We start from the raw sequence: 19,177 nt of genomic DNA on the forward strand, positions 1-19,177 counted from the left end.
TTATAGAAAAAGAAACAGATGAATGCCACCTGTTTCTTTTGGGATTTATCCCCCTAAAGTGTCCCTCAAAGTTCAGACCCCTAAATTGACCCCTAAAGTTTAGCCCCCCAAATATTTTGGATACCCGCCGCAAAGCAAATACAGGAGTTGGTAAAGGGATAAGCATCCCTTTTTTTTGATCTCGATAACGAGGCAGCTGTATGCAAGCAGTTTATGCAGGGGAAATCAAGCATGCAGGTAGGAATATTATACGATACCGCAAAAGAAGTCCTCGTATTTTATATCTGCATCCTCATTTATCATGTCTGTGGACAGTCAATTTTCTTGCTTGTTTACGGGCTAAAAACGATGGTAAGCATTGACATAGTCATGGAAAAGAATTACAATAAAATGGTGGGTAACGATTTCTTGTGAAATATTGCACGAATAAGAAAACCGTACATATCCGCACTTGCAAATGTTGTTTGATAGAGGAGATGACATTGCAGAAGCAGCTACAGCTTTCCTGAAGGGGAAGGTGGCATAAAGGTAAATCTATCATGGATTATGAGAAAGGAGAAATGACATGATTTATTCAAAAGAAGTTGAAAACATGTGCACTGTAAAGTGTGGTGCGAGCCATGGATGTGCACCTATTCCTGAAGAAGGAAAATGGGTTTATTCAAGAGAAATCAAAGACATCTCTGGTTTGACACACGGTATTGGCTGGTGTGCTCCTCAGCAGGGTGCCTGCAAACTGACATTAAATGTAAAAGAAGGTATTATTGAGGAAGCACTGATTGAAACAATCGGATGCTCCGGTATGACTCACTCTGCTGCTATGGCGAGTGAAGCAATTGTTGGAAAGACACTGCTGGAAGCTGTTAATACAGACCTTGTTTGTGACGCAATCAACACTGCTATGCGTGAATTGTTCTTACAGATCGTCTATGGACGTACACAGTCTGCATTCTCTGAAAACGGACTTCCTGTAGGAGCTGGTCTGGAAGACTTAGGTAAGGGAACCCGTTCTCAGGTTGGTACTGTTTACTCTACCAAGGTTAAGGGACCTCGTTACCTGGATCTTGCAGAAGGATATATTCTGAAAATGGGTCTTGACGAAAATGGGGAAATCATCGGTTACGAATATGTAAACATGGGTGTCTTCATGGATGCTGTCAAGAAGGGTGTAAACGCTGAAGAAGCTTTAAACAACGCTAAGAAAACATACGGTCGTTACGCAGATGCTGTTAAGTACATCGACCCGCGACACGAATAGGAGGAAAAATCATGGCATTATTTGAAAGTTACGAAAGACGTATTGATACGATCAATAAAGTTTTAAACTCATATGGTATTTCTTCTATCGAAGAAGCAAAAAAACTGTGTGACGATTTAGGTGTAGATGTATACAACATCGTGAAGGAAATCCAGCCAATCTGTTTTGAGAATGCTTGCTGGGCTTACATCGCTGGTGCTGCAATCGCAATCAAAAAAGGCGACAAGAGCGCATATGAAGTAGCAAAATCACTGGGTGAAGGTCTGCAGAGCTTCTGTATTCCTGGATCCGTTGCAGATGACCGCAAGGTTGGTATCGGGCATGGTAACCTGGCTGCTATGCTGCTGAGCGATGAAACAAAATGTTTCGCATTCCTTGCAGGACACGAAAGCTTTGCTGCTGCTGAGGGTGCTATCGGTATTGCACGTAATGCAAACAAGGCTCGTAAAGAACCGCTGCGTGTTATCCTGAATGGTTTGGGAAAGGATGCTGCAAAGATCATTTCCCGTATCAACGGATTTACCTATGTAGAAACTCAGTTTGACTACTTCACAGGAGAACTGAAAGAGCTGTCCAGAACGGCTTATTCTCAGGGAGAAAGAGCTGCTGTAAACTGCTATGGTGTGGACGATGTTCGTGAAGGTGTTGCAGTTATGCATCACGAGGGTGTTGATGTTTCCATCACTGGTAACTCTACGAACCCTACACGTTTCCAGCACCCGGTTGCAGGTACATACAAGAAAGAATGTATCGAACAGGGCAAGAAATACTTCTCTGTAGCAAGCGGTGGTGGTACCGGACGTACTCTGCATCCGGATAACATGGCTGCTGGTCCTGCTTCCTATGGTATGACAGACACAATGGGACGTATGCACTCTGATGCACAGTTTGCCGGTTCCTCTTCTGTTCCTGCTCACGTAGAAATGATGGGTCTGATCGGTATGGGTAACAACCCTATGGTTGGTGCCAGTGTTGCTGTAGCTGTAGCTGTTTCTGAAGCAATGAACAAATAAATAAACAAGAAAGCCTTTGAAAAAGGGCTTTTTTTCATTTGTGGGACAATGGCAGTACCTACAGCATTCCTACATTATTCATACATCTGTGTTTCTGCTTAGGCAACAGGAGCGAATGCTATTTTCAATGGTTCCTGCTTTCTAATCATCTCCTGAACACAGGGCCCATAAGAGGGAAGCACAGACTTAAAATGATGAAGCTGTCTTTTTTATCTGGACTACGAAATTATCCATTTCCTTCGCCAAACTTTCCTGGCTTAAGGCTTGTCTGCGGTAACCTGCTGCATACGGATTGATACCATTTGTGAGCAGGCGGTAACCGTGGCTGACAGTTACCGTAAACTATATGCAGGATGTCCTTCAGCTGACTTCGCAATACGGTGTATTGCAGTATCCAAAAGCCGGTTTTCTGATATCTGTAATTTTATCGGTATTCTATGATGTTTCATTGGCTGCGCTGGTTTCTGCTTCCAATTTTTCTTCCTGTTCATAAGACTGTATTGGTTTGCACGAGCGGTTTTTGGGCATACTGAGACACATAGAAGGGGTTTTTATCTATGGCTAAGTTTGTAAAAGTAAAAATTTATCAAAAAGATTCTTGTTTCTTTGCTTTTACTGGTAAGAAATGGTATATTATTATTGGAAATTCGACAATGCAGGATATGAAAGAAGGTTAAACATGGCAAGAAAAATTGGAATTGACTTGGGAACAACAAATTTACTCATTTGTGTAGATAACAAAGGAATCCTGGTGGATGAACCTTCCATCATTACAGTAGATGCTACAACTAAGAAATGTATAGCGGCAGGTCTTGATGCGAGAGATATGCTGGGACGTACACCGAAAAACATGATATGTATCCGTCCGTTAAAGGACGGTGTGGTTGCTGACTTTGAGGCAACTGACATGATGCTGAACTATTTTCTAAAGAAATGCGACCTAAAGGGCATGTTTAAAAAGAACGTGATTTTAATTTGTCATCCGACAAAAATCACTTCTGTTGAAAAAAATGCAATCCGGGACTGTGCATACCGTGCCGGAGCAAAAAAGGTATATCTGGAAGAGGAACCTAAAATAGCAGCACTCGGTGCAGGACTGGATATCGGTAAGGCAAGTGGAAATATGGTGCTGGATATCGGGGGAGGTACGAGCGATATTGCAGTGCTTTCTCTTGGGGATATCGTATGCTCTACCTCAATCAAAACTGCAGGAAATAAGATTACACAGGATATTCTGGAAAATGTACGCATTCAGAAGAAAATGTATATCGGTGAACAGACGGCGGATGAAATCAAACGCCGTATTGCGAATGCGCTGGTTGTTAAAGAACCGGAAACCATTACCATTTCAGGACGTGATGTGGAAACCGGGCTGCCACATTCCATTGACATCAACAGCAATGAGGTGGAAAGCTACATAAGAAGCAGCTTACAGGAAATCGTTCATGCCACGAAGACGATTCTGGAGGTGACACCACCGGAGCTGGCAGCGGATATTGTTCAGCATGGGCTTGTCCTTACCGGAGGCGGTGCATTATTGAAAAATCTGGATCAGCTGATGCGCAATGAGCTTCAAATTCCTGTATATGTTGCTGAAAATGCATTGAAATGCGTTGTAGACGGCTGTACCATTATGCTTCAGAATTTATAATTGCATATCCTATAAGAACCGCGGGCTGCGGTTCTTTTTAGTTTTCTATTCAACTGCTGAAAAAAAGGAAGAAAGCAGTTGTTGCGGATGCCTGTATAAAGAGGGAACTCTGGATATGCAACGGGCTTTATAAATATATAAGTGCTGTCTTTCTGATGTTCGTTATACTATGCAAATTCCCTTTCATACCGTGATTTCAGGCTTTATTCTAAATTCACGGTGAACACTAGCCCTGCACATGGAAATGAACGCTTCTTTTGACGGCGAAGGTTTAAAAATTGAAGGAGAATGTGTATAATGGAGATAAAGGAAGTGATACGATGTTAAGTAAAGCATATATCGTTCCGCACCCTCCGATTATCCTTTCGGAAATCGGCAGGGGGCAGGAGCGGGTTATTCAGAATACAGTGAATGCCTATCGCATGATTGCCCATGATATAGCGTCTGCAAAGCCGCAGACAATCGTTGTGTTTTCTCCGCATGCCCCAAGCTATCGGGACTATATTCAGATATCCGATGGCGCACAGGCGTTTGGCAGCTTTGAGGCCTTCGGTGTGAAGGATGTGGATATGAAGGTGTTGTACGATGAAGATTTTGTCGATATGCTCTGTCATGCGGCAGCTTCCCAGGGACTGCCGGCCGGTACGCTGGGAGAGCAGAGTCAGACACTGGATCATGGAACCATGGTGCCGCTGCATTTTATTTTACAGGAATACACTGATTTTCGGCTTGTGCGTATTTCAGTCAGCGGACTGGATCGTGATACACAGGTGGCCTTTGGAAACTGTCTGCGCAGAGTTATTGATGAATCACAGCGCAATGTTGCAGTAATTGCCAGCGGAGATCTATCTCATAAGCTGAAGGAGGACGGACCGTATGGATTTCATCCGATGGGGCCTGTATTTGATGAACAGATCGTAGATATTATTAAAAGCAATGATTATGCACGCTTGCTGACTATGGATGAGCAAATCATCGAAGAGAGTGCAAACTGCGGCTATCCTGCATTTGTGATGCTGCATGGTGTGCTGCAGGCATATCCCATTGATTCTCAATTTTTATCCTATGAGGGACCGTTCGGTGTGGGTTACGCAACGGCAATCATCAGCGTATTGAAAAAGGATCCGTATGTCGCACTTGCCCGGGAATCACTGGAGGTATACATTCGTTCACGTACAGAGCTGCCGTTACGGAAATCTCTGCCCAAAGACCTGCTTACCTGCCGGGGCGGCGTCTTTGTCTCTCTGAAAAAATTCGGTGAGCTGCGCGGATGCATCGGTACAATTGCACCGGTACAGGAAAATCTGGCACAGGAGATCATTTCCAATGCAATATCCGCAGGTACCAGAGATCCTAGGTTTCTTCCGGTTGAGGAAAAGGAGCTGCCCTATCTGGAATACAGTGTGGATGTATTGAAGGAGGCTGAGCAGATTGACAGTCTGGAGCAGCTGGATGTCAGGCGATATGGAGTAATTGTCAGTGACGAGCATCGCCGGGGCTTACTGCTTCCTGATCTGGAGGGGGTGGATACACCGCTTCAGCAAATCAGTATTGCATTAAACAAGGCCGGTATGGATCCGGATGAGCCGTTTTTGCTGGAACGCTTTGAGGTTGTCCGTCACCATGAGTGCCGTATGTGAGCTTTGTCCGCATAGGTGCCTTATACCGGAGGGAAAACGTGGATTCTGCGGTGTAAGAACATGCAGAAACGGCCGTATTGTTTCCACTGCCTACGGGAAGATATCATCCATGGCTCTTGACCCGATTGAGAAGAAACCGCTTCGCCGTTTCCATCCGGGCTCACAGATTATGTCAATTGGCAGCATGGGCTGTAATATGCGTTGTCCGTTCTGTCAGAATTATGAGATTTCAATGCAGGAGGACGCTGCATTTTGTGTTCGGCTACAGCCGCAAAAGCTTGTGGACATTGCCCTGCAGCAGAAGCAGAGGGGCAATATCGGTATCGCTTATACGTATAATGAGCCTTTGATCAACTTTGAATTTGTTCTTGCCTGCTGCAAGCTGGCACGGCAGCACGGGCTGAAAAACGTCATTGTTACAAATGGCTGTATACAGGAGCAGATGCTGCTTGAGCTGCTGCCCTATGTCGATGCAATGAATATCGATGTGAAGGCCTTTGATGAGGAGGGCTATCGCAGACTGCAGGGAGATTTTACAGCCGTACGCCGCAGTGTGGAGCTGGCTGTTCAGCATACACATGTTGAAATCACCTCCCTTATGGTGCCGGGACTGCATGATGATGTAGATCGAATCGAGGAGGAAGCGGCATGGCTTGCTTCTTTGCATCCGGATATACCGCTCCATTTAACAAGGTTTTTTCCCATGTATCACATGCGCGGGGAGCAGCCTACAGCAAAGCAGCTGATCTTGGAGGCGGTGAAAGCGGCATCCGGATGGCTGCAATATGTCTATGCTGGAAATATATGACAGGAAACAAACATGAAAACATGCATATACTACTATGGAACAAGGGTGTTCTTCTGTAACGGGGAGGACCCCTTTTTTAAGGAGGACGGCTTATGTGTGGTATTGCAGGAATCGTAGACGGGGAACACCGGATGAAGTATCGAAATCAGCAGGCGGTGGAAGACATGCTGGATACGATGAAACGACGAGGACCTGATCAGCAGAATATATATACGGATGAGGCGGTTACTCTGCTGCATGCACGACTGAGTGTTATGGACTTGCAGCATGGAAAACAGCCTATGCAGCTGAAAAGCGACCCCCGCTACGTAATGGTGTATAACGGGGAGCTGTATAATACGGAGGAGCTGCGAAGAGAATTGCAGAAAAAGGGATATGCATTTCAGGAAACCAGCGATACGGAGGTGCTGTTACAGGCCTTTATAGAGTGGAAGGAAACCGTGGTGGAAAGGCTGAACGGCATCTTCGCCTTTGCCGTATGGGATAAAAAAGCACACAGATTGTTTATGGCAAGAGATCGTATGGGAGTAAAGCCGCTGTTTTATACGCTGCAGGAAGGGGCGATGCTGTTTGCTTCGGAAATGAAGGCACTGCTGGCGCATCCGCAAATCCCTGCGATTCTGCATGCAGACGGCATTGCGGAAATCATGCTGCTCGGTCCGGGCAGAACACCGGGCTATGGTGTATTTCATAATATACGGGAGCTTAAGCCGGGACAGTATGCATGGTATGACCACAAGGGGATGCGGCTGACAACCTATTTCCACTTACAGGATAGAGAGCATCCGGATGATTTTGCGACTACGGTACAGACGGTGCATGATCTTGTGACAGATTCCATACGGCGGCAGCTGATCGCCGATGTGGATGTCGCAACGTTTCTCTCAGGGGGGCTGGATTCCAGTATCATATCTGCAGTGGCAGCTAGGGAATTCAAAAAGCAGGGAAAAACACTGCACACCTTTTCGGTAAACTATGAGGATAATGAGAAATACTTCCACTCAACAAAATTTCAGCCTAATTCCGATCAGCATTATATTGAGGTTATGCAGAGCTTTCTGCAAAGTGATCACCACAATATTGTTCTGAAAACAGAGGATTTGGTTGACGCATTGTATACGGCAGTGGATGCCAGAGATTTACCCGGTATGGCAGATGTGGACAGCTCCTTACTGCTGTTCTGTAAGGAAATACGCAAATACTGTACGGTTGCCTTGTCCGGAGAGTGTGCGGATGAGATATTCGGCGGTTATCCGTGGTACCGCGATCCGAAGATTCGCGCCACCTATGGCTTTCCATGGGCACAATCCACAAAATACCGCATGGGCTTTCTGAACGAGGAGCTTGCGGAGCAAATCAACGCAGTCACCTATGTCGATCAGCGCTATCAGGAGACACTGAAGCAAAGTGATATCCTGTGCAATCGCACAAAGGAAGAAAGGCGCCTTCGTGAAATGGTGAATCTGAATATGAAATGGTTCATGCAGACGCTGCTGGATCGCAAAGACCGTATGTCCATGTACAATTCCCTGGAGGTACGGGTACCCTTCTGTGACATGCGTATTGCGGAATATCTGTATAGCGTTCCATGGGAATTCAAGGATTATCAGGGCTATGAAAAGGGATTGCTGCGGGAAGCAGTCAAGGGTCTGCTTCCGGATGAGGTGCTCTGGCGGAAAAAAAGCCCGTATCCGAAGACCTGGCATCCGAAATACCGTGAGCTTGTCAGCAGACAGATGCAGGAGCTTCTTGCACAGGGAAATGAGCCTCTGCTGCAACTCGTAAAAAGAGAAAAGCTGCAGGAGCTGCTGCGTGAGGATCGCTCGATTCCATGGTATGGACAGCTTATGAATACACCGCAGACCATTGCATATCTGCTGCAGGTGAATTACTGGCTGAAAAAGTATCACGTTCAGATTCAGGTTTAGAAGCTGTAAACGCATAATGGATGAAAAAGCAGTGAGGAAGGAAATATGGTTCTTTCTCGATTGTGGGTAAACTTAACATAGGAAGACTTCAGTACTATTGTAGTTACAATAGAAGTTGAAGTCTTCCTTTTGCAAACACCCTAAAGTAAGAAAGAACCGGAAATATCCAATCACTGCTTTTTTTGCAGGCATGTACGTAGCCGGAAGTGCAGTGTACTGTTTCCAAACAATATAAAAAGCGCATTCACATATGGAGAATGCGCTGTGAGTATCAAAGTGATTTATTTGTGTGAGCGTATCTGATGTATGATCAGATATACAAAAGCAACTGCACACAGGGCGATAAGTATATAGGAAATGATTTCACTTCGCTGCGACGTGTATTTACCGCCGATTTCTGCTATACTGGCAAGGTTCAATGGTTCCATGGGACTCCTTCATAAATAAGCTGTTTTCTGTTTTCATTATATCATAGTTTTTACCGATTCCCATATCATCATGCAAAATTGGGTGAATTTTAAGAAAACTTAAGAAGAAGCCGCTGTATGCTGTTCCCTGCTCATGATGATCAGTGCTGTAAAGATAATGCAGCATCCTATGATCTTTGCCGGTGTCAGGGCTTCCTTTAGAAACAGGGCGCCGCAGACAACTGAGGTAACCGGTTCAAACAGACAAAACAGTGACGCTGTACTGGAGCCAAGGTATTGAATCCCCTTCTGCAGCAAAACCACAGCAAGAAAGCTGGACACCAGCGATAGCAGAAGAATCAGCCCGTATGCATTCCATGGCAGAATAAATTGTATGGAGGAAAACAGCAAATGATACACAAGTGTTTCAAGCAAGATAAAGATGGCAAGATAAAAGGATATTTTATAGGCATTCTGATGAGAAAGCCGTGTTTTCTCCAGCTGAACCATGTAAAAGGCGTAGGTAAGTCCTGAGCCTGCTGCCAATAACAGACCCAGCATGCTGCCGGAATTGCTCAGATCGAAAAAGCAAAGTGCTCCCAGCAGTGCAAGAGAGAGTGCCGTAAGCTTACGCCTGCTGAGTATTTCGTGATATACAGCAAAGCAGAGCAGCGAAACAAATACCGGATATAGAAAATGCAGTGTTGTCGCACAGCCGACATCAATATAGGAATAGGAGGTAAACAGCAGAATGGTTGTCAGTCCGCTTCCGAAGATGGCAATGATACCGGTATTGCGCAGATCGTGTGCAGAAATGGAAAAGGAGATGTGCCTGCCCTTCATGATTGCCGCAAGCATGGGAATAACGAATAGAGACCGGTAAAATACCACGGTCATGGAGTTGGCACCGTATCCGTAAACCGCTCTTGTGATCAGCGGTGTGATGCCGAATAAAACAGCAGATAAGACTGTATATAGAATACCTTTTGTATGCATTGTATCACCCTCACGTCATCCTATTATATATCATATGGTATATGTGTGGAAGTATTTTTCAACTTATGGTATTCTAAAAATGTAAAGAAAGGATACGGGAAATTATGTTTGAACTGAATAATGTTACATTTAAGCATATTCTTCATATACAGCATGTATGTCTGGACCGCTGTGTTACCTGCATCATTGGCCCCAGTGGCAGTGGAAAAACAACGATGCTGCGTCTGTTGAATCGTTTGAATGAGGCTGAACAGGGAACGATTTTGTACAATGGGGAGGATATTCAGAAACTGAATCCGATGGAGCTGCGAAGAAGGGTCGTCATGCTGGGGCAGACACCGGTGATCTATCCGGGAGATATCGAGGAAAATCTTCAAATCGGATTACGACTGAGCGGCCGGCTTCCTGCCACGAAGCAAAAGCTGAAGGAATACCTGGAAAAAGTGGATTTGCATAAGGAGCTGCAGGAGAGCTGTGAGCGTTTGTCAGGGGGAGAAAAACAGCGGCTTTGCCTGGCGCGGGTGATGCTGATGGATGCAGAGGTCTATCTGGTGGATGAGCCAAGCTCGGCTCTGGATAAGGAAACGGAGAGCTTTGTCATTGAGAATCTTGTACACTTTGTGACAGAACGAAAGCGGCAGCTGATCATGGTTACGCATTCCGCAGAGGTATCGGCAAAGTATCCGAAGAGTCTTTTGCGTATTGAAAACGGTGATACGAGGGGGTATGTGTATGAATGATTCCGTTATGGATCTTTCCATTGTTAATCTGGCCATCGCCTATATCTTTGTATTGCTTTTGCTTATCATCTTTCGTGCAAGAGGTATTCGCAGGGAGAACATGATTCTGATTGCTACTACGCGAATGACAGTACAGCTGACGATTATGGGGTATATACTGCTCTATGTATTTAAAAATCCAAGCTGGTGGCTTACACTTCTCATGCTGCTGATCATGCTTGGCTTTGCCATCTACAATGCCGCAAAAAGAGTCCGCTATGATATGAGCGATGATGTAAAGCGGCTGATGGGTGTTTCTATGACGATCGGCTATCTCTGTACGGCAGTTGTCTTTATGCTGCTGGTACTGCAGGTTCGCCCTTGGTTCAATCCGCAGTATTTTATACCGATTTCCGGTATGATTATCGGCAATTCCATGACCGGTATCGCGCTGGGTGCAAACCGTCTTTGTGCAAATATGCAGGATCACCGGGAGAAGATTGAAAATTCACTGATGCTGGGAGCATCTCCAAAGCTTGCTGCTCATGAGGAAGTAAATGATGCCTTTGACAGCGCCATTCTGCCAACCATGAACAATATGATGACAATGGGGATTGTATCACTTCCCGGTATGATGACGGGTCAGATGCTGTCCGGAACCTTCCCCTTGACGGCGATCAAGTATCAGATTGGTATTATGCTTGCAATCCTGGGATGTACGGCTGTTACTGTTGTTGTCTTTGTGACTCTGGGATATAAGACGTTTTTTACTCGTCATGCTTCTTTAAAATAATATTCATTCCTTGCTGTATCCTTATACAGGGCATTCCGTGGAAAGCGGAAGACGATGTGTTTGCCGTATACTCTAGGTGGAGGTGATGCTTATGCAGGCATGGGAAGCAATACAGAAGACCCTGGATTATATGGAGGAGCATTATGAGGAGGAGCTGACAATCGAACATTTTTCGTCAATTGCGCATCTGTCGAGGTTTTACTATCAGCGGCTGTTTTACCGACTGACAGGATATACGGTCAGTGAGTATCTGCGCAGTGTACGGCTGAAAATGGCGGCAGGACTGTTGAAGGCGGATAACGGAAAAATCATGGACATTGCAATGCAATGCGGATTTTCCAGTCACAGTACCTTAACCAGAGCATTTCGGCAGTGCTATGGAATGTCTCCGGCGGAGTATCGTGCATCATCGGATATCCATCTGGATCATGTGATTAAGCCGGAGCTGCGTATGCAATATACCCTGGTGGATGAAGGTGTGCCTTTGATCTGTGACGATATGGTTCTGGAAATTCAACGCAGAGTACAAAAGGAACCACTGTGGTTCAGCGGCTACACAAAAGAGGATGAAAGTGCTAAAATTGCACAGCCGAAGGAGAATACGCTGGTGGCACTCTGGGATCGCTTGGAACAGGATGATGTACTGCAGCATGCTGCTCTTGATGAAGGAAATGATATTCTGACGCCTTCACAAACACCGGGAGCCTTCACATATATGGCCGCTGTTCATACGGCAGAGCCGGTAAAGGGATATACCGCCTTTGAAATGCCTGTGGGCACCTATGCTGTCTGTGAATATGAGGCGGAAAGCTTTGAAGAACTCGTACAGAAGGCATTGTATAAGGCAAGCGCCTATCTGTTTGAGGTATGGCTGCCAAGACATGGCTATGCATGTGATGCATTTCTCATACAGCGCTATATCCGTCCGAAGCAGGAGGATTGCAGGCTGCAGCTGTGGGTGAAAATATCAGATTCCTTAACCCTGTAAAGAAGCTGTGCAGCAATACCTTTACAACACTGTTTTTTTCAGTCTGATACAGGCGGGAATCAGCAGTGTTTTTTCTTTACTTTTTAAAGTGCTTACGTTATCATATACATACAGGCAGTATCATATTATATCTGTAATTCAGGTAGGGAGGTATGCGCAAATGAAAAAGAAATATGCAGCTCTGTTTGTCAGCGGTGCATTGCTGATTAGTAATGCAGGCCTTCTGAAAGCAGAGAGTTTCGAAGGAAGAGAAAGTGAGATGAATGCCAAATGTGCAGTCATCAAGGATACGAAAACACAGGAGGAGTGCAGCAGATACAAGGATTATCTGCAAAGCAAATCCGATAATCTGGATAAGGAAATCAGTGATATTAAGAGTCAGATTGCCAGTGTTAAGGGCGATGTGGAAAAGGTCAGCAAGCTGATTGCGGATAACAATAAGAAAATCGCGAGCTATGAAAAAGAAATCAGCAGTATACAGGCTAGTATTGACCAGACACAGAGCTCGATCAGTGACCTGAAGAAACAGATTAAGGAAAAAGAGGATAGCATCAAGGAGCGCGACAAGCAGATGCGTGCGCGTCTTTTGGAAATGCAGGCCTATACCGGCAGTAATTATTATATTGATTTTTTGATGGGCTCCACCAGCTTTACGGATCTGCTGAGAAGAACGGAAATCGTAGGCGAGCTGAACAGATATGAAAACGAGCAGATCAAAACATTGAATAAGGAAAAGAAAAAGCTGGATCAGGATCGTAAGATTGTGGAAGAACAGAAGGAGCTTCTTGTTGTTCAGCAGAAGGATGTAAAATCCAGCAAGGCCAAGGTGGAAGCGCTGAATGAGGTGAAAAAGGATTTGCTGAGCGATTATCACGCAAAGGAAGCAAATCTTGCTACACAGAAGCGTGAGGCACAGATGGCACAGGCAAATCTGCCGAAGGTGGATCTGTCGCTGGCCGCTGATTTTGATGAGCCTGAGCAGCAGCCGGAAAAACCGGATACTCCACAGAACGGTGGGAATGAAACAGGTAACAGCGGGAATACAGATAACGGTAATTCCAGTGACGGGAATACGGATAATGGAAATACCGATCCGGATAAGGGCAACAGTGGAAATTCCGGCGGGAACAGCGGAAATAACTCAAATAACGGTTCTTCCGGCGGTACGGCACAAAGCTCCAGCTTTATCGCCCCGCTGCAAAGCGGCTGGCATTATGAAGCAGGAACCTGGGAATACCCGGGCGGCGGTGGACATATGGGAATGGATTTCTCTACCGGCTCAACGACAGGGATTCCGGTTGTAGCACCGGCAAACGGTATCATCATTCATACATATCAGGGCTGCGGCTATGGCGCCTTGAATAACTGGTGTGGTATTCCGGCAGGCGGCGGAAACAACGTTGCGCTTCTTACAAGGGTAAACGGTGTCGTATATGCTATGCCGTTCTATCACTTAAGCTCAGTTGCGGTAAGTGTGGGGCAGCGTGTGAACCAGGGACAGGTTATGGGATATTCCGGAAGCTCCGGTAACAGCTTCGGTCCGCATTGCCATGTTGAAATCATACGCGTTGGTTCCATGACGATGACGGCTGCATTAAATCAGTTTAACCGTACAGGAGATTTGACATTTGGTACCGGCTGGAATGCGGATGCACCGAATGCATGCGGCTCAGCACCATGCCGGGAGAAACCGGAAAATTACTGGTTGCGTTAGATATGTTAGAGAGGACAGCTTATCTAGGCTGTCCTTTTTTCTGTTTCAGTTTGCTGAGTATCCTTTCTTAATCTGTATCCCGCTGAATGCAATGGCTTTTTCACATACTTTATCGAAGGATATCTATATGGCTTAATACATATAGCGACGAAGAGCCGTTTTTGCATCATCAAGGAAATCGTAATGACCAGTACGAGGACGCTTTGTTTTCATTATGATGATAAGCCCTTTTAGAAAATTCATGTACACCGTTATAAGAACAAATTTCTTTCTGTGAGGTACAAGTAACAAGCTGATATCGGAAAAAAAGTCATCTATCAAGTAAACCTTTTTTAAAATATAGGTTTACAAATATGATGAAGTTTGATATTCTAAGTATCGAGAAAAGGAGCTGTTACGATGTCGATACGAAGTGAATTGATACGGGAACTTGAGCAAAACAGAACAAAGCCGGTTTCCGGACAAAAGCTGGCACAGCGATTGCATGTCAGCCGTAATGCCGTATGTAAAATGATTCATACCCTGAACGAGGAGGGCTTTGAAATAGCATCCTTTCCCCGCAAGGGCTATCAGCTGGCAGAGACCTCAAACAAGCTGTCTGCTGAGGCAATCTCGGTTTACCTGAAAAAAAAGCTGCCGGTATATACCTTTGAACAGGTAGATTCCACCAATCAGCTGCTGAAAAAAATGGCAATCAACGGCAGTGAGCATCTGACTCTGATTGCCGCGGAAGAACAACGTGCAGGCAGAGGCAGATTTGGAAGACCGTTTTATTCTCCATCGCGCACCGGAATTTATATGAGCCTGCTGCTGCGGATGCCACAGCAGCTGTCTGATGCCTCTATGATTACCATCTATGCTGCGGTTGCTGTGCAGCGTGCATTGAAGCAACTGTATCAGACTGATACACAGATAAAATGGGTGAATGATATTTTCTATCAGGGAAAAAAGCTGTGCGGGATTCTTTGCGAGGCCATCAGTGATTTTGAAAGCGGCAGACTGGAGGCCATCATTGTCGGAATCGGTCTTAATACCTCCACTATGACATTTCCCGAGGAATTGAAGGATATTGCGGTATCTCTGAGCACGCATCCGGTGAATCGAAATAAGCTGATTGCCTGTATCGTGAATGAGCTTTTAGCCCTGCAGAAGGAAGAGCACAGCAGTGTGCTTGCGCAGTATCGGGATGCCTCTGTGGTTTTACATCAACAGATTAGCTGGATGCAGAACGGGAAGCAGCTCAGTGGTTATGTAAAGGATATCAACAATGCCGGAAATCTGATAGTAGAAAGTGAAGATACAACCCATATCCTCAGCTCAGGTGAGGTTTCCATAAAGGCGGTGGCAGCATGAAGCAAATGACAGCTGTCAGGATGGCGCTGTGTTCTCTGTTTACGGCATTGATCGCCATAGGTGCCTTTCTGCAAATTCCCCTGCCTAATTTTGATTATTTTACGCTCCAGTTTTTCTTTGTCCTGATGGCTGGTATGCTTCTGGGAGCGCGCCTGGGGGCTCTTTCCGCTGCCTTGTATGTGCTGATCGGTTTGCTTGGTATACCGGTATTTGCGGCAGGGGGAGGAATTTCCTACGTTCTGCGTCCAAGCTTTGGGTTTTTGCTTGGCTTTATCGTCACAGCATTTTGCAGCGGCTGGATTATGCAGCATGGGCAAAGAAAATGGAAGACATGCTTTCTGGCTGTACTGGCAGGATTGCTGGCAACCTATGGAATCGGACTTGCTTATAAATATGTGATTTTAAATTACTACACGGGAACGGAGATTTCATTTTCTCTTCTGTTGTTATCCTGCTTTCCTCTGGATTTACCGAAAGATATCCTGTGCAGTATCCTTGCGGCATATGTAGCTTTGCGTTTCCCTGTGGCCGTATGCCGTGGTATAAAACAGGAGAGGGTCTATGCCAGGCAGATACAGAAATAAGGTGCTGTAGTAGAAATGCTTACCAACAGCTCTTTGCATCTGAAAAATAAATGTACAATCGAGCGGCTGAGATGCTTTCCTGCCGTAGACTGAATCGGAAATCAACAGACTGTCTGTCTGGCTGTAACATGCTTTTTCCAGCGTCTGAATGCGTGTGACAGGAATCCATCCTCTCCATATGAAGAAATTTCAAATCTTACAAATTCTTAAACTGCTTTACATTCCACTTTTGCTAGGGTATCATTATTAGGTAAGAGAAATATGAGTGATAAGCCTATGAAAAAACTTTACAGATATATTAAATTCCATTTAAAAATGACATATAAAAATATCGTCCGGCATTTCGGACTGACATTTTCCGCATCCGTTGCGGTATCCATAACACTGATTCTGATATCGGTATTCATGCTGCTGACCAGCAATCTCAACAGCTTTACGAAGCATATCGAGCAGCAGGTAACCATACGTGCGAGTATAGATACCATTGTAAAGGATAAGCAAAAGCAGCAGCTGCTTCATGCGATCGAACAGCTGAATACCGTAAAGCATGTAACGCTTTCCACCGGAAAAGAAGAACTGGAAAATTATAAAGCGGAATTTCAGGATGATTCCACTATGTTCGATATGTATGAGGGAAAAGCCAATCCGATTCGCGATACGTTTCTGATTGAGGTAAAAAACGGAAAGGATATTCAAAAAACTGCGGATAAGATTGAAAATATGAAAGGGATCGTATCTGCGGAATATGGTGGAGATTCCACAAGTGGAATGATTTCCACCTTTGAGAAAATCCGGGAAGGCGGTATGATTTTCATTATCTTCCTGATTGTGATTGCAGTATTTCTGATATCCAATAAAATCAAAATGTCTATTTATACACGAAAACAGGAAATTGCCATTATGCGTTTTGTCGGGGCCAGCAACTGGGCAATCAAATTTCCGATGATGCTGGAGGGTGTTTTCATCGGGATACTGGGAAGTCTGGTTCCTGTCCTGCTGACAATTTTCGGCTATCAGTATGTATATACCATCCTGGGCGGGACCTTCATGAGCAACATGTTCGTACTGCAAACGGTATTTCCTATGACACTTGAGATATCAGGAATTTTAATCCTGATCGGCGTTCTTGTCGGCCTGGTGGGAAGCTTTTTCTCCACCACCAGATACCTGCATTGGAAACGCTGATGTATTCGTTGTGAAACCGTATGTCATAACACAAGCAATTATCATAAACAGATTGTACACGCAGATTTGATCCAGTAGCGAGTTACTTATGAAAAAGGGAATTCGGATTTCTATGAAATCGTATGAAATTCCCTCTTTTTTTTATGTGCAAGGAAAGTGTCTGCGATATTATTCATTTTATGACTAGGACCTGCAATCAGGCATACCAATACAATAGCCACCTGTCCAGGCACTTTGTAAACAGCACAGGGCAACGTACACTGCTTTTTTTGAATACTTCTTCCTGTATTTATCCTACCTTTGCGCAGATACCGTTTGATTTCTATAGTGTTTTCTCTGCCCCTTTGATCGTATGTGATGTCTGTCCTGTTTCAACAGGAATCTTGTTGGCTTTTTCTTTGCCTGCCGTCTTTGCCCTGTGGTATAATAAACGCATGAAACTACAACATGATAAAAAGAGATTTACAGAGCAGCTGCTGGACTGGTACGATCAGAATGCCCGTGTCCTGCCATGGAGAGAGGACGCTTCCCCCTACCGCGTCTGGGTAAGCGAGATTATGCTGCAGCAGACACGTGTGGAAGCAGTGAAGCCTTATTTTGAACGGTTTATACAGGCACTGCCTTCACTGAAGGCTTTAGCAGAGGCGGATGAGGATACGCTGCGTAAGCTGTGGGAGGGACTTGGCTATTATAACCGTGTCCGCAACATGAAAAAATGTGCAATGGAATGCATGGAGCGCCATAACGGTGTACTTCCGGATACATATGAGGAGCTGTTGAAGCTTCCGGGCATCGGTGCCTATACAGCGGGAGCTATTGCCTCTATCGCCTATAAGCGCTGTGTTCCGGCAGTGGATGGCAATGTTTTGCGTGTGTTCAGCCGGGTGCTCGTCAGCGAGGATGACATTTTGAAGGAACGCACAAAGAAGAAATTTCAGGACATTATACAGGAATATATACCGGAGCACAGAAGTGATGCCTTTAATCAGGCACTGATGGAAATCGGTGCGCTCGTATGCGTACCGAATGCGGCACCCCGCTGTAATATCTGTCCGCTGGCAAGTGAATGCATGGGCTATCAGAGCGGAGCGGCACATCGGCTACCCAATAAAACAGCTAAAAAGGACAGAAGAATTGAAAAAAAGACAGTGCTTGTCCTTTTGTGTAAAGACAGGGTTTATCTGCATAAACGAGATGAGCAGGGACTGCTTGCAGGCCTGTATGAATTTATGATGCTGGACGAACAGAAAAGCAGAAAGGAGATCGCACAGGAATTTCAGGATCAGCTTCTGAGGCTGGTTCCTCTGCGGAAAGCAAAACATATCTTTTCCCATGTTGAGTGGCATATGAACGGATATCTGCTGGAGCTGAAACAGGAGGCAGTGGAAGGGGTATGGTGCACGAAGGATGAACTGCAAAAGACCTATGCAATCCCTACTGCGCTCAAGGTGTACAGAGAAGCCCTGCTGACATGGATAGGAGGTGATTCATAATGAAGCTGTATGAAGAGCTTTGCGCATATACACCCTGCAATCTACAGGAGGAAGCAGACCGTAAGGTCATGATGCGCTATATAAAGGAATTTCCCAATGTCTATACAAGAGATAATGTATATGGACATATCACCAGCAGTCCGTGGATCATCAATGCGGATGCATCAAAGGTACTCATGATTTATCATAATATTTATAACTCCTGGGGCTGGTGCGGCGGTCATGCGGACGGGGATCGGGATTTGATTCATGTCGCATTAAAGGAGGGAAGGGAAGAAACCGGACTGAAAAAGCTTGAGCTGCTAAGTGAATCCATTCTGGCCATCGATATACTGCCGGTACCACCGCATGTGAAAAGAGGTGCATTTGTATCCTCTCATGTTCATTTGAATGTCACCTATCTGTGTCAGGCGGATGAGCGGGATACGCTGTGCAGCAAGCCGGATGAAAACAGCGGTGTTAGGTGGATTGCAGTGGAGGAAATCGATCACTATGTAACAGAGGAGAATATGAAGCCGGTATATCGAAAGCTTGTGGAAAAAAGCCGCAGCCTCCTGCTTGCAGGCTAAGAGCAGGGGGAGTGAAACGCTAACGGAAGCAAGCGCACGGATATTCTAAAAGTCCCGTCAGGGATGATTGCGGCAGGC

17 protein-coding genes are annotated in these 19,177 nt (G+C 45.3%); 15 read left to right on the forward strand and 2 right to left on the reverse strand.

Annotated elements, in window-relative coordinates; translation table 11 throughout:
- The first annotated feature begins 565 nt into the window (after positions 1 to 565).
- The 6 genes from KSZ58_RS20780 (at position 566) to asnB (ending at position 8,298) form a co-directional block, all read left to right on the forward strand.
- Entirely contained in the window at positions 566 to 1,258 is a 693-nt protein-coding gene (locus KSZ58_RS20780; RefSeq protein WP_002608028.1) for an iron-sulfur cluster assembly scaffold protein, read from the forward strand.
- Positions 1,259 to 1,269: 11 nt separating this feature from the next.
- Positions 1,270 to 2,271, forward strand: a complete 1,002-nt coding sequence (locus KSZ58_RS20785; protein WP_002608029.1) for a GGGtGRT protein — start codon at positions 1,270 to 1,272, stop codon at positions 2,269 to 2,271.
- Between the two features lie 679 nt (positions 2,272 to 2,950).
- Positions 2,951 to 3,922: a rod shape-determining protein gene (locus tag KSZ58_RS20790; RefSeq protein ID WP_002608031.1), complete on the forward strand. Its 972-nt coding sequence runs from the start codon at positions 2,951 to 2,953 to the stop codon at positions 3,920 to 3,922.
- A 320-nt stretch (positions 3,923 to 4,242) separates the two neighbouring features.
- Positions 4,243 to 5,562 (forward strand): AmmeMemoRadiSam system protein A, encoded by a 1,320-nt coding sequence (amrA, locus tag KSZ58_RS20795; protein ID WP_217752923.1) that lies wholly within the window; start codon positions 4,243 to 4,245, stop codon positions 5,560 to 5,562.
- Positions 5,546 to 6,370 (forward strand): AmmeMemoRadiSam system radical SAM enzyme, encoded by an 825-nt coding sequence (gene amrS / locus KSZ58_RS20800; RefSeq protein WP_217752924.1) that lies wholly within the window; start codon positions 5,546 to 5,548, stop codon positions 6,368 to 6,370. Before amrA ends, amrS begins: the two co-directional genes overlap by 17 nt.
- A gap of 92 nt (positions 6,371 to 6,462) precedes the next feature.
- Complete coding sequence (asnB, locus tag KSZ58_RS20805) at positions 6,463 to 8,298, forward strand: asparagine synthase (glutamine-hydrolyzing) (protein ID WP_044906797.1); 1,836 nt, start codon at positions 6,463 to 6,465, stop codon at positions 8,296 to 8,298.
- A gap of 281 nt (positions 8,299 to 8,579) precedes the next feature.
- Here asnB and KSZ58_RS20810 read toward each other — a convergent pair whose 3' ends face one another.
- A complete protein-coding gene (locus KSZ58_RS20810) occupies positions 8,580 to 8,726 on the reverse strand; it encodes a hypothetical protein (RefSeq protein WP_002608036.1) in 147 nt (48 codons plus the stop codon).
- Between the two features lie 99 nt (positions 8,727 to 8,825).
- Positions 8,826 to 9,701, reverse strand: a complete 876-nt coding sequence (locus KSZ58_RS20815) for a DMT family transporter (protein WP_008819679.1) — start codon at positions 9,699 to 9,701, stop codon at positions 8,826 to 8,828.
- Between the two features lie 104 nt (positions 9,702 to 9,805).
- Here KSZ58_RS20815 and KSZ58_RS20820 point away from each other — a divergent pair, with 104 nt between their 5' ends.
- From KSZ58_RS20820 to KSZ58_RS20860, 9 genes are all read left to right on the forward strand, one after another.
- Complete coding sequence (locus KSZ58_RS20820) at positions 9,806 to 10,441, forward strand: ATP-binding cassette domain-containing protein (protein WP_008819680.1); 636 nt, start codon at positions 9,806 to 9,808, stop codon at positions 10,439 to 10,441.
- On the forward strand, positions 10,434 to 11,213 hold the full coding sequence (gene fetB / locus KSZ58_RS20825; RefSeq protein ID WP_008819681.1) for an iron export ABC transporter permease subunit FetB: 780 nt from the start codon (positions 10,434 to 10,436) through the stop codon (positions 11,211 to 11,213). The genes KSZ58_RS20820 and fetB overlap by 8 nt, the downstream gene beginning before the upstream one ends.
- Positions 11,214 to 11,304: 91 nt before the next feature.
- Entirely contained in the window at positions 11,305 to 12,201 is an 897-nt protein-coding gene (locus tag KSZ58_RS20830; protein ID WP_217752925.1) for an AraC family transcriptional regulator, read from the forward strand.
- 160 nt (positions 12,202 to 12,361) lie between these two features.
- Positions 12,362 to 13,915, forward strand: coding sequence for a murein hydrolase activator EnvC (locus KSZ58_RS20835; protein ID WP_065530786.1), 1,554 nt, complete (start codon positions 12,362 to 12,364; stop codon positions 13,913 to 13,915).
- Between the two features lie 399 nt (positions 13,916 to 14,314).
- Entirely contained in the window at positions 14,315 to 15,268 is a 954-nt protein-coding gene (locus tag KSZ58_RS20840) for a biotin--[acetyl-CoA-carboxylase] ligase (RefSeq protein ID WP_217752926.1), read from the forward strand.
- Positions 15,265 to 15,852 (forward strand): biotin transporter BioY, encoded by a 588-nt coding sequence (locus tag KSZ58_RS20845; protein WP_008819685.1) that lies wholly within the window; start codon positions 15,265 to 15,267, stop codon positions 15,850 to 15,852. The genes KSZ58_RS20840 and KSZ58_RS20845 overlap by 4 nt, the downstream gene beginning before the upstream one ends.
- 276 nt (positions 15,853 to 16,128) lie before the next feature.
- Complete coding sequence (gene ftsX / locus KSZ58_RS20850) at positions 16,129 to 17,037, forward strand: permease-like cell division protein FtsX (protein ID WP_065532426.1); 909 nt, start codon at positions 16,129 to 16,131, stop codon at positions 17,035 to 17,037.
- A gap of 434 nt (positions 17,038 to 17,471) precedes the next feature.
- Positions 17,472 to 18,530, forward strand: a complete 1,059-nt coding sequence (gene mutY, locus KSZ58_RS20855; protein ID WP_233104441.1) for an A/G-specific adenine glycosylase — start codon at positions 17,472 to 17,474, stop codon at positions 18,528 to 18,530.
- A complete protein-coding gene (locus KSZ58_RS20860) occupies positions 18,530 to 19,099 on the forward strand; it encodes an NUDIX hydrolase (protein ID WP_065530789.1) in 570 nt (189 codons plus the stop codon). The genes mutY and KSZ58_RS20860 overlap by 1 nt, the downstream gene beginning before the upstream one ends.
- The last annotated feature ends 78 nt before the right edge of the window (positions 19,100 to 19,177 follow it).

This window comes from Erysipelatoclostridium sp. DFI.2.3 (assembly GCF_019132535.1).
Lineage (GTDB): Bacteria > Bacillota_I > Bacilli_A > Erysipelotrichales > Erysipelotrichaceae > Clostridium_AQ > Clostridium_AQ innocuum.

What these genes read in the sequence shown, in the direction of transcription:
- KSZ58_RS20845 (WP_008819685.1), top strand. Translation starts at nt 15,265, where the DNA reads ATGAAGCAAATGACAGCTGTCAGGATGGCGCTGTGTTCTCTGTTTACG.
- KSZ58_RS20785 (WP_002608029.1), top strand. Translation starts at nt 1,270, where the DNA reads ATGGCATTATTTGAAAGTTACGAAAGACGTATTGATACGATCAATAAA.
- asnB (WP_044906797.1), top strand. Translation starts at nt 6,463, where the DNA reads ATGTGTGGTATTGCAGGAATCGTAGACGGGGAACACCGGATGAAGTAT.
- KSZ58_RS20860 (WP_065530789.1), top strand. Translation starts at nt 18,530, where the DNA reads ATGAAGCTGTATGAAGAGCTTTGCGCATATACACCCTGCAATCTACAG.
- KSZ58_RS20815 (WP_008819679.1), bottom strand. Translation starts at nt 9,701, where the DNA reads ATGCATACAAAAGGTATTCTATATACAGTCTTATCTGCTGTTTTATTC.
- KSZ58_RS20835 (WP_065530786.1), top strand. Translation starts at nt 12,362, where the DNA reads ATGAAAAAGAAATATGCAGCTCTGTTTGTCAGCGGTGCATTGCTGATT.
- KSZ58_RS20830 (WP_217752925.1), top strand. Translation starts at nt 11,305, where the DNA reads ATGCAGGCATGGGAAGCAATACAGAAGACCCTGGATTATATGGAGGAG.
- KSZ58_RS20810 (WP_002608036.1), bottom strand. Translation starts at nt 8,726, where the DNA reads ATGGAACCATTGAACCTTGCCAGTATAGCAGAAATCGGCGGTAAATAC.
- KSZ58_RS20820 (WP_008819680.1), top strand. Translation starts at nt 9,806, where the DNA reads ATGTTTGAACTGAATAATGTTACATTTAAGCATATTCTTCATATACAG.
- fetB (WP_008819681.1), top strand. Translation starts at nt 10,434, where the DNA reads ATGAATGATTCCGTTATGGATCTTTCCATTGTTAATCTGGCCATCGCC.
- KSZ58_RS20790 (WP_002608031.1), top strand. Translation starts at nt 2,951, where the DNA reads ATGGCAAGAAAAATTGGAATTGACTTGGGAACAACAAATTTACTCATT.
- ftsX (WP_065532426.1), top strand. Translation starts at nt 16,129, where the DNA reads ATGAAAAAACTTTACAGATATATTAAATTCCATTTAAAAATGACATAT.
- KSZ58_RS20840 (WP_217752926.1), top strand. Translation starts at nt 14,315, where the DNA reads ATGTCGATACGAAGTGAATTGATACGGGAACTTGAGCAAAACAGAACA.
- KSZ58_RS20780 (WP_002608028.1), top strand. Translation starts at nt 566, where the DNA reads ATGATTTATTCAAAAGAAGTTGAAAACATGTGCACTGTAAAGTGTGGT.
- amrS (WP_217752924.1), top strand. Translation starts at nt 5,546, where the DNA reads ATGAGTGCCGTATGTGAGCTTTGTCCGCATAGGTGCCTTATACCGGAG.
- amrA (WP_217752923.1), top strand. Translation starts at nt 4,243, where the DNA reads ATGTTAAGTAAAGCATATATCGTTCCGCACCCTCCGATTATCCTTTCG.
- mutY (WP_233104441.1), top strand. Translation starts at nt 17,472, where the DNA reads ATGAAACTACAACATGATAAAAAGAGATTTACAGAGCAGCTGCTGGAC.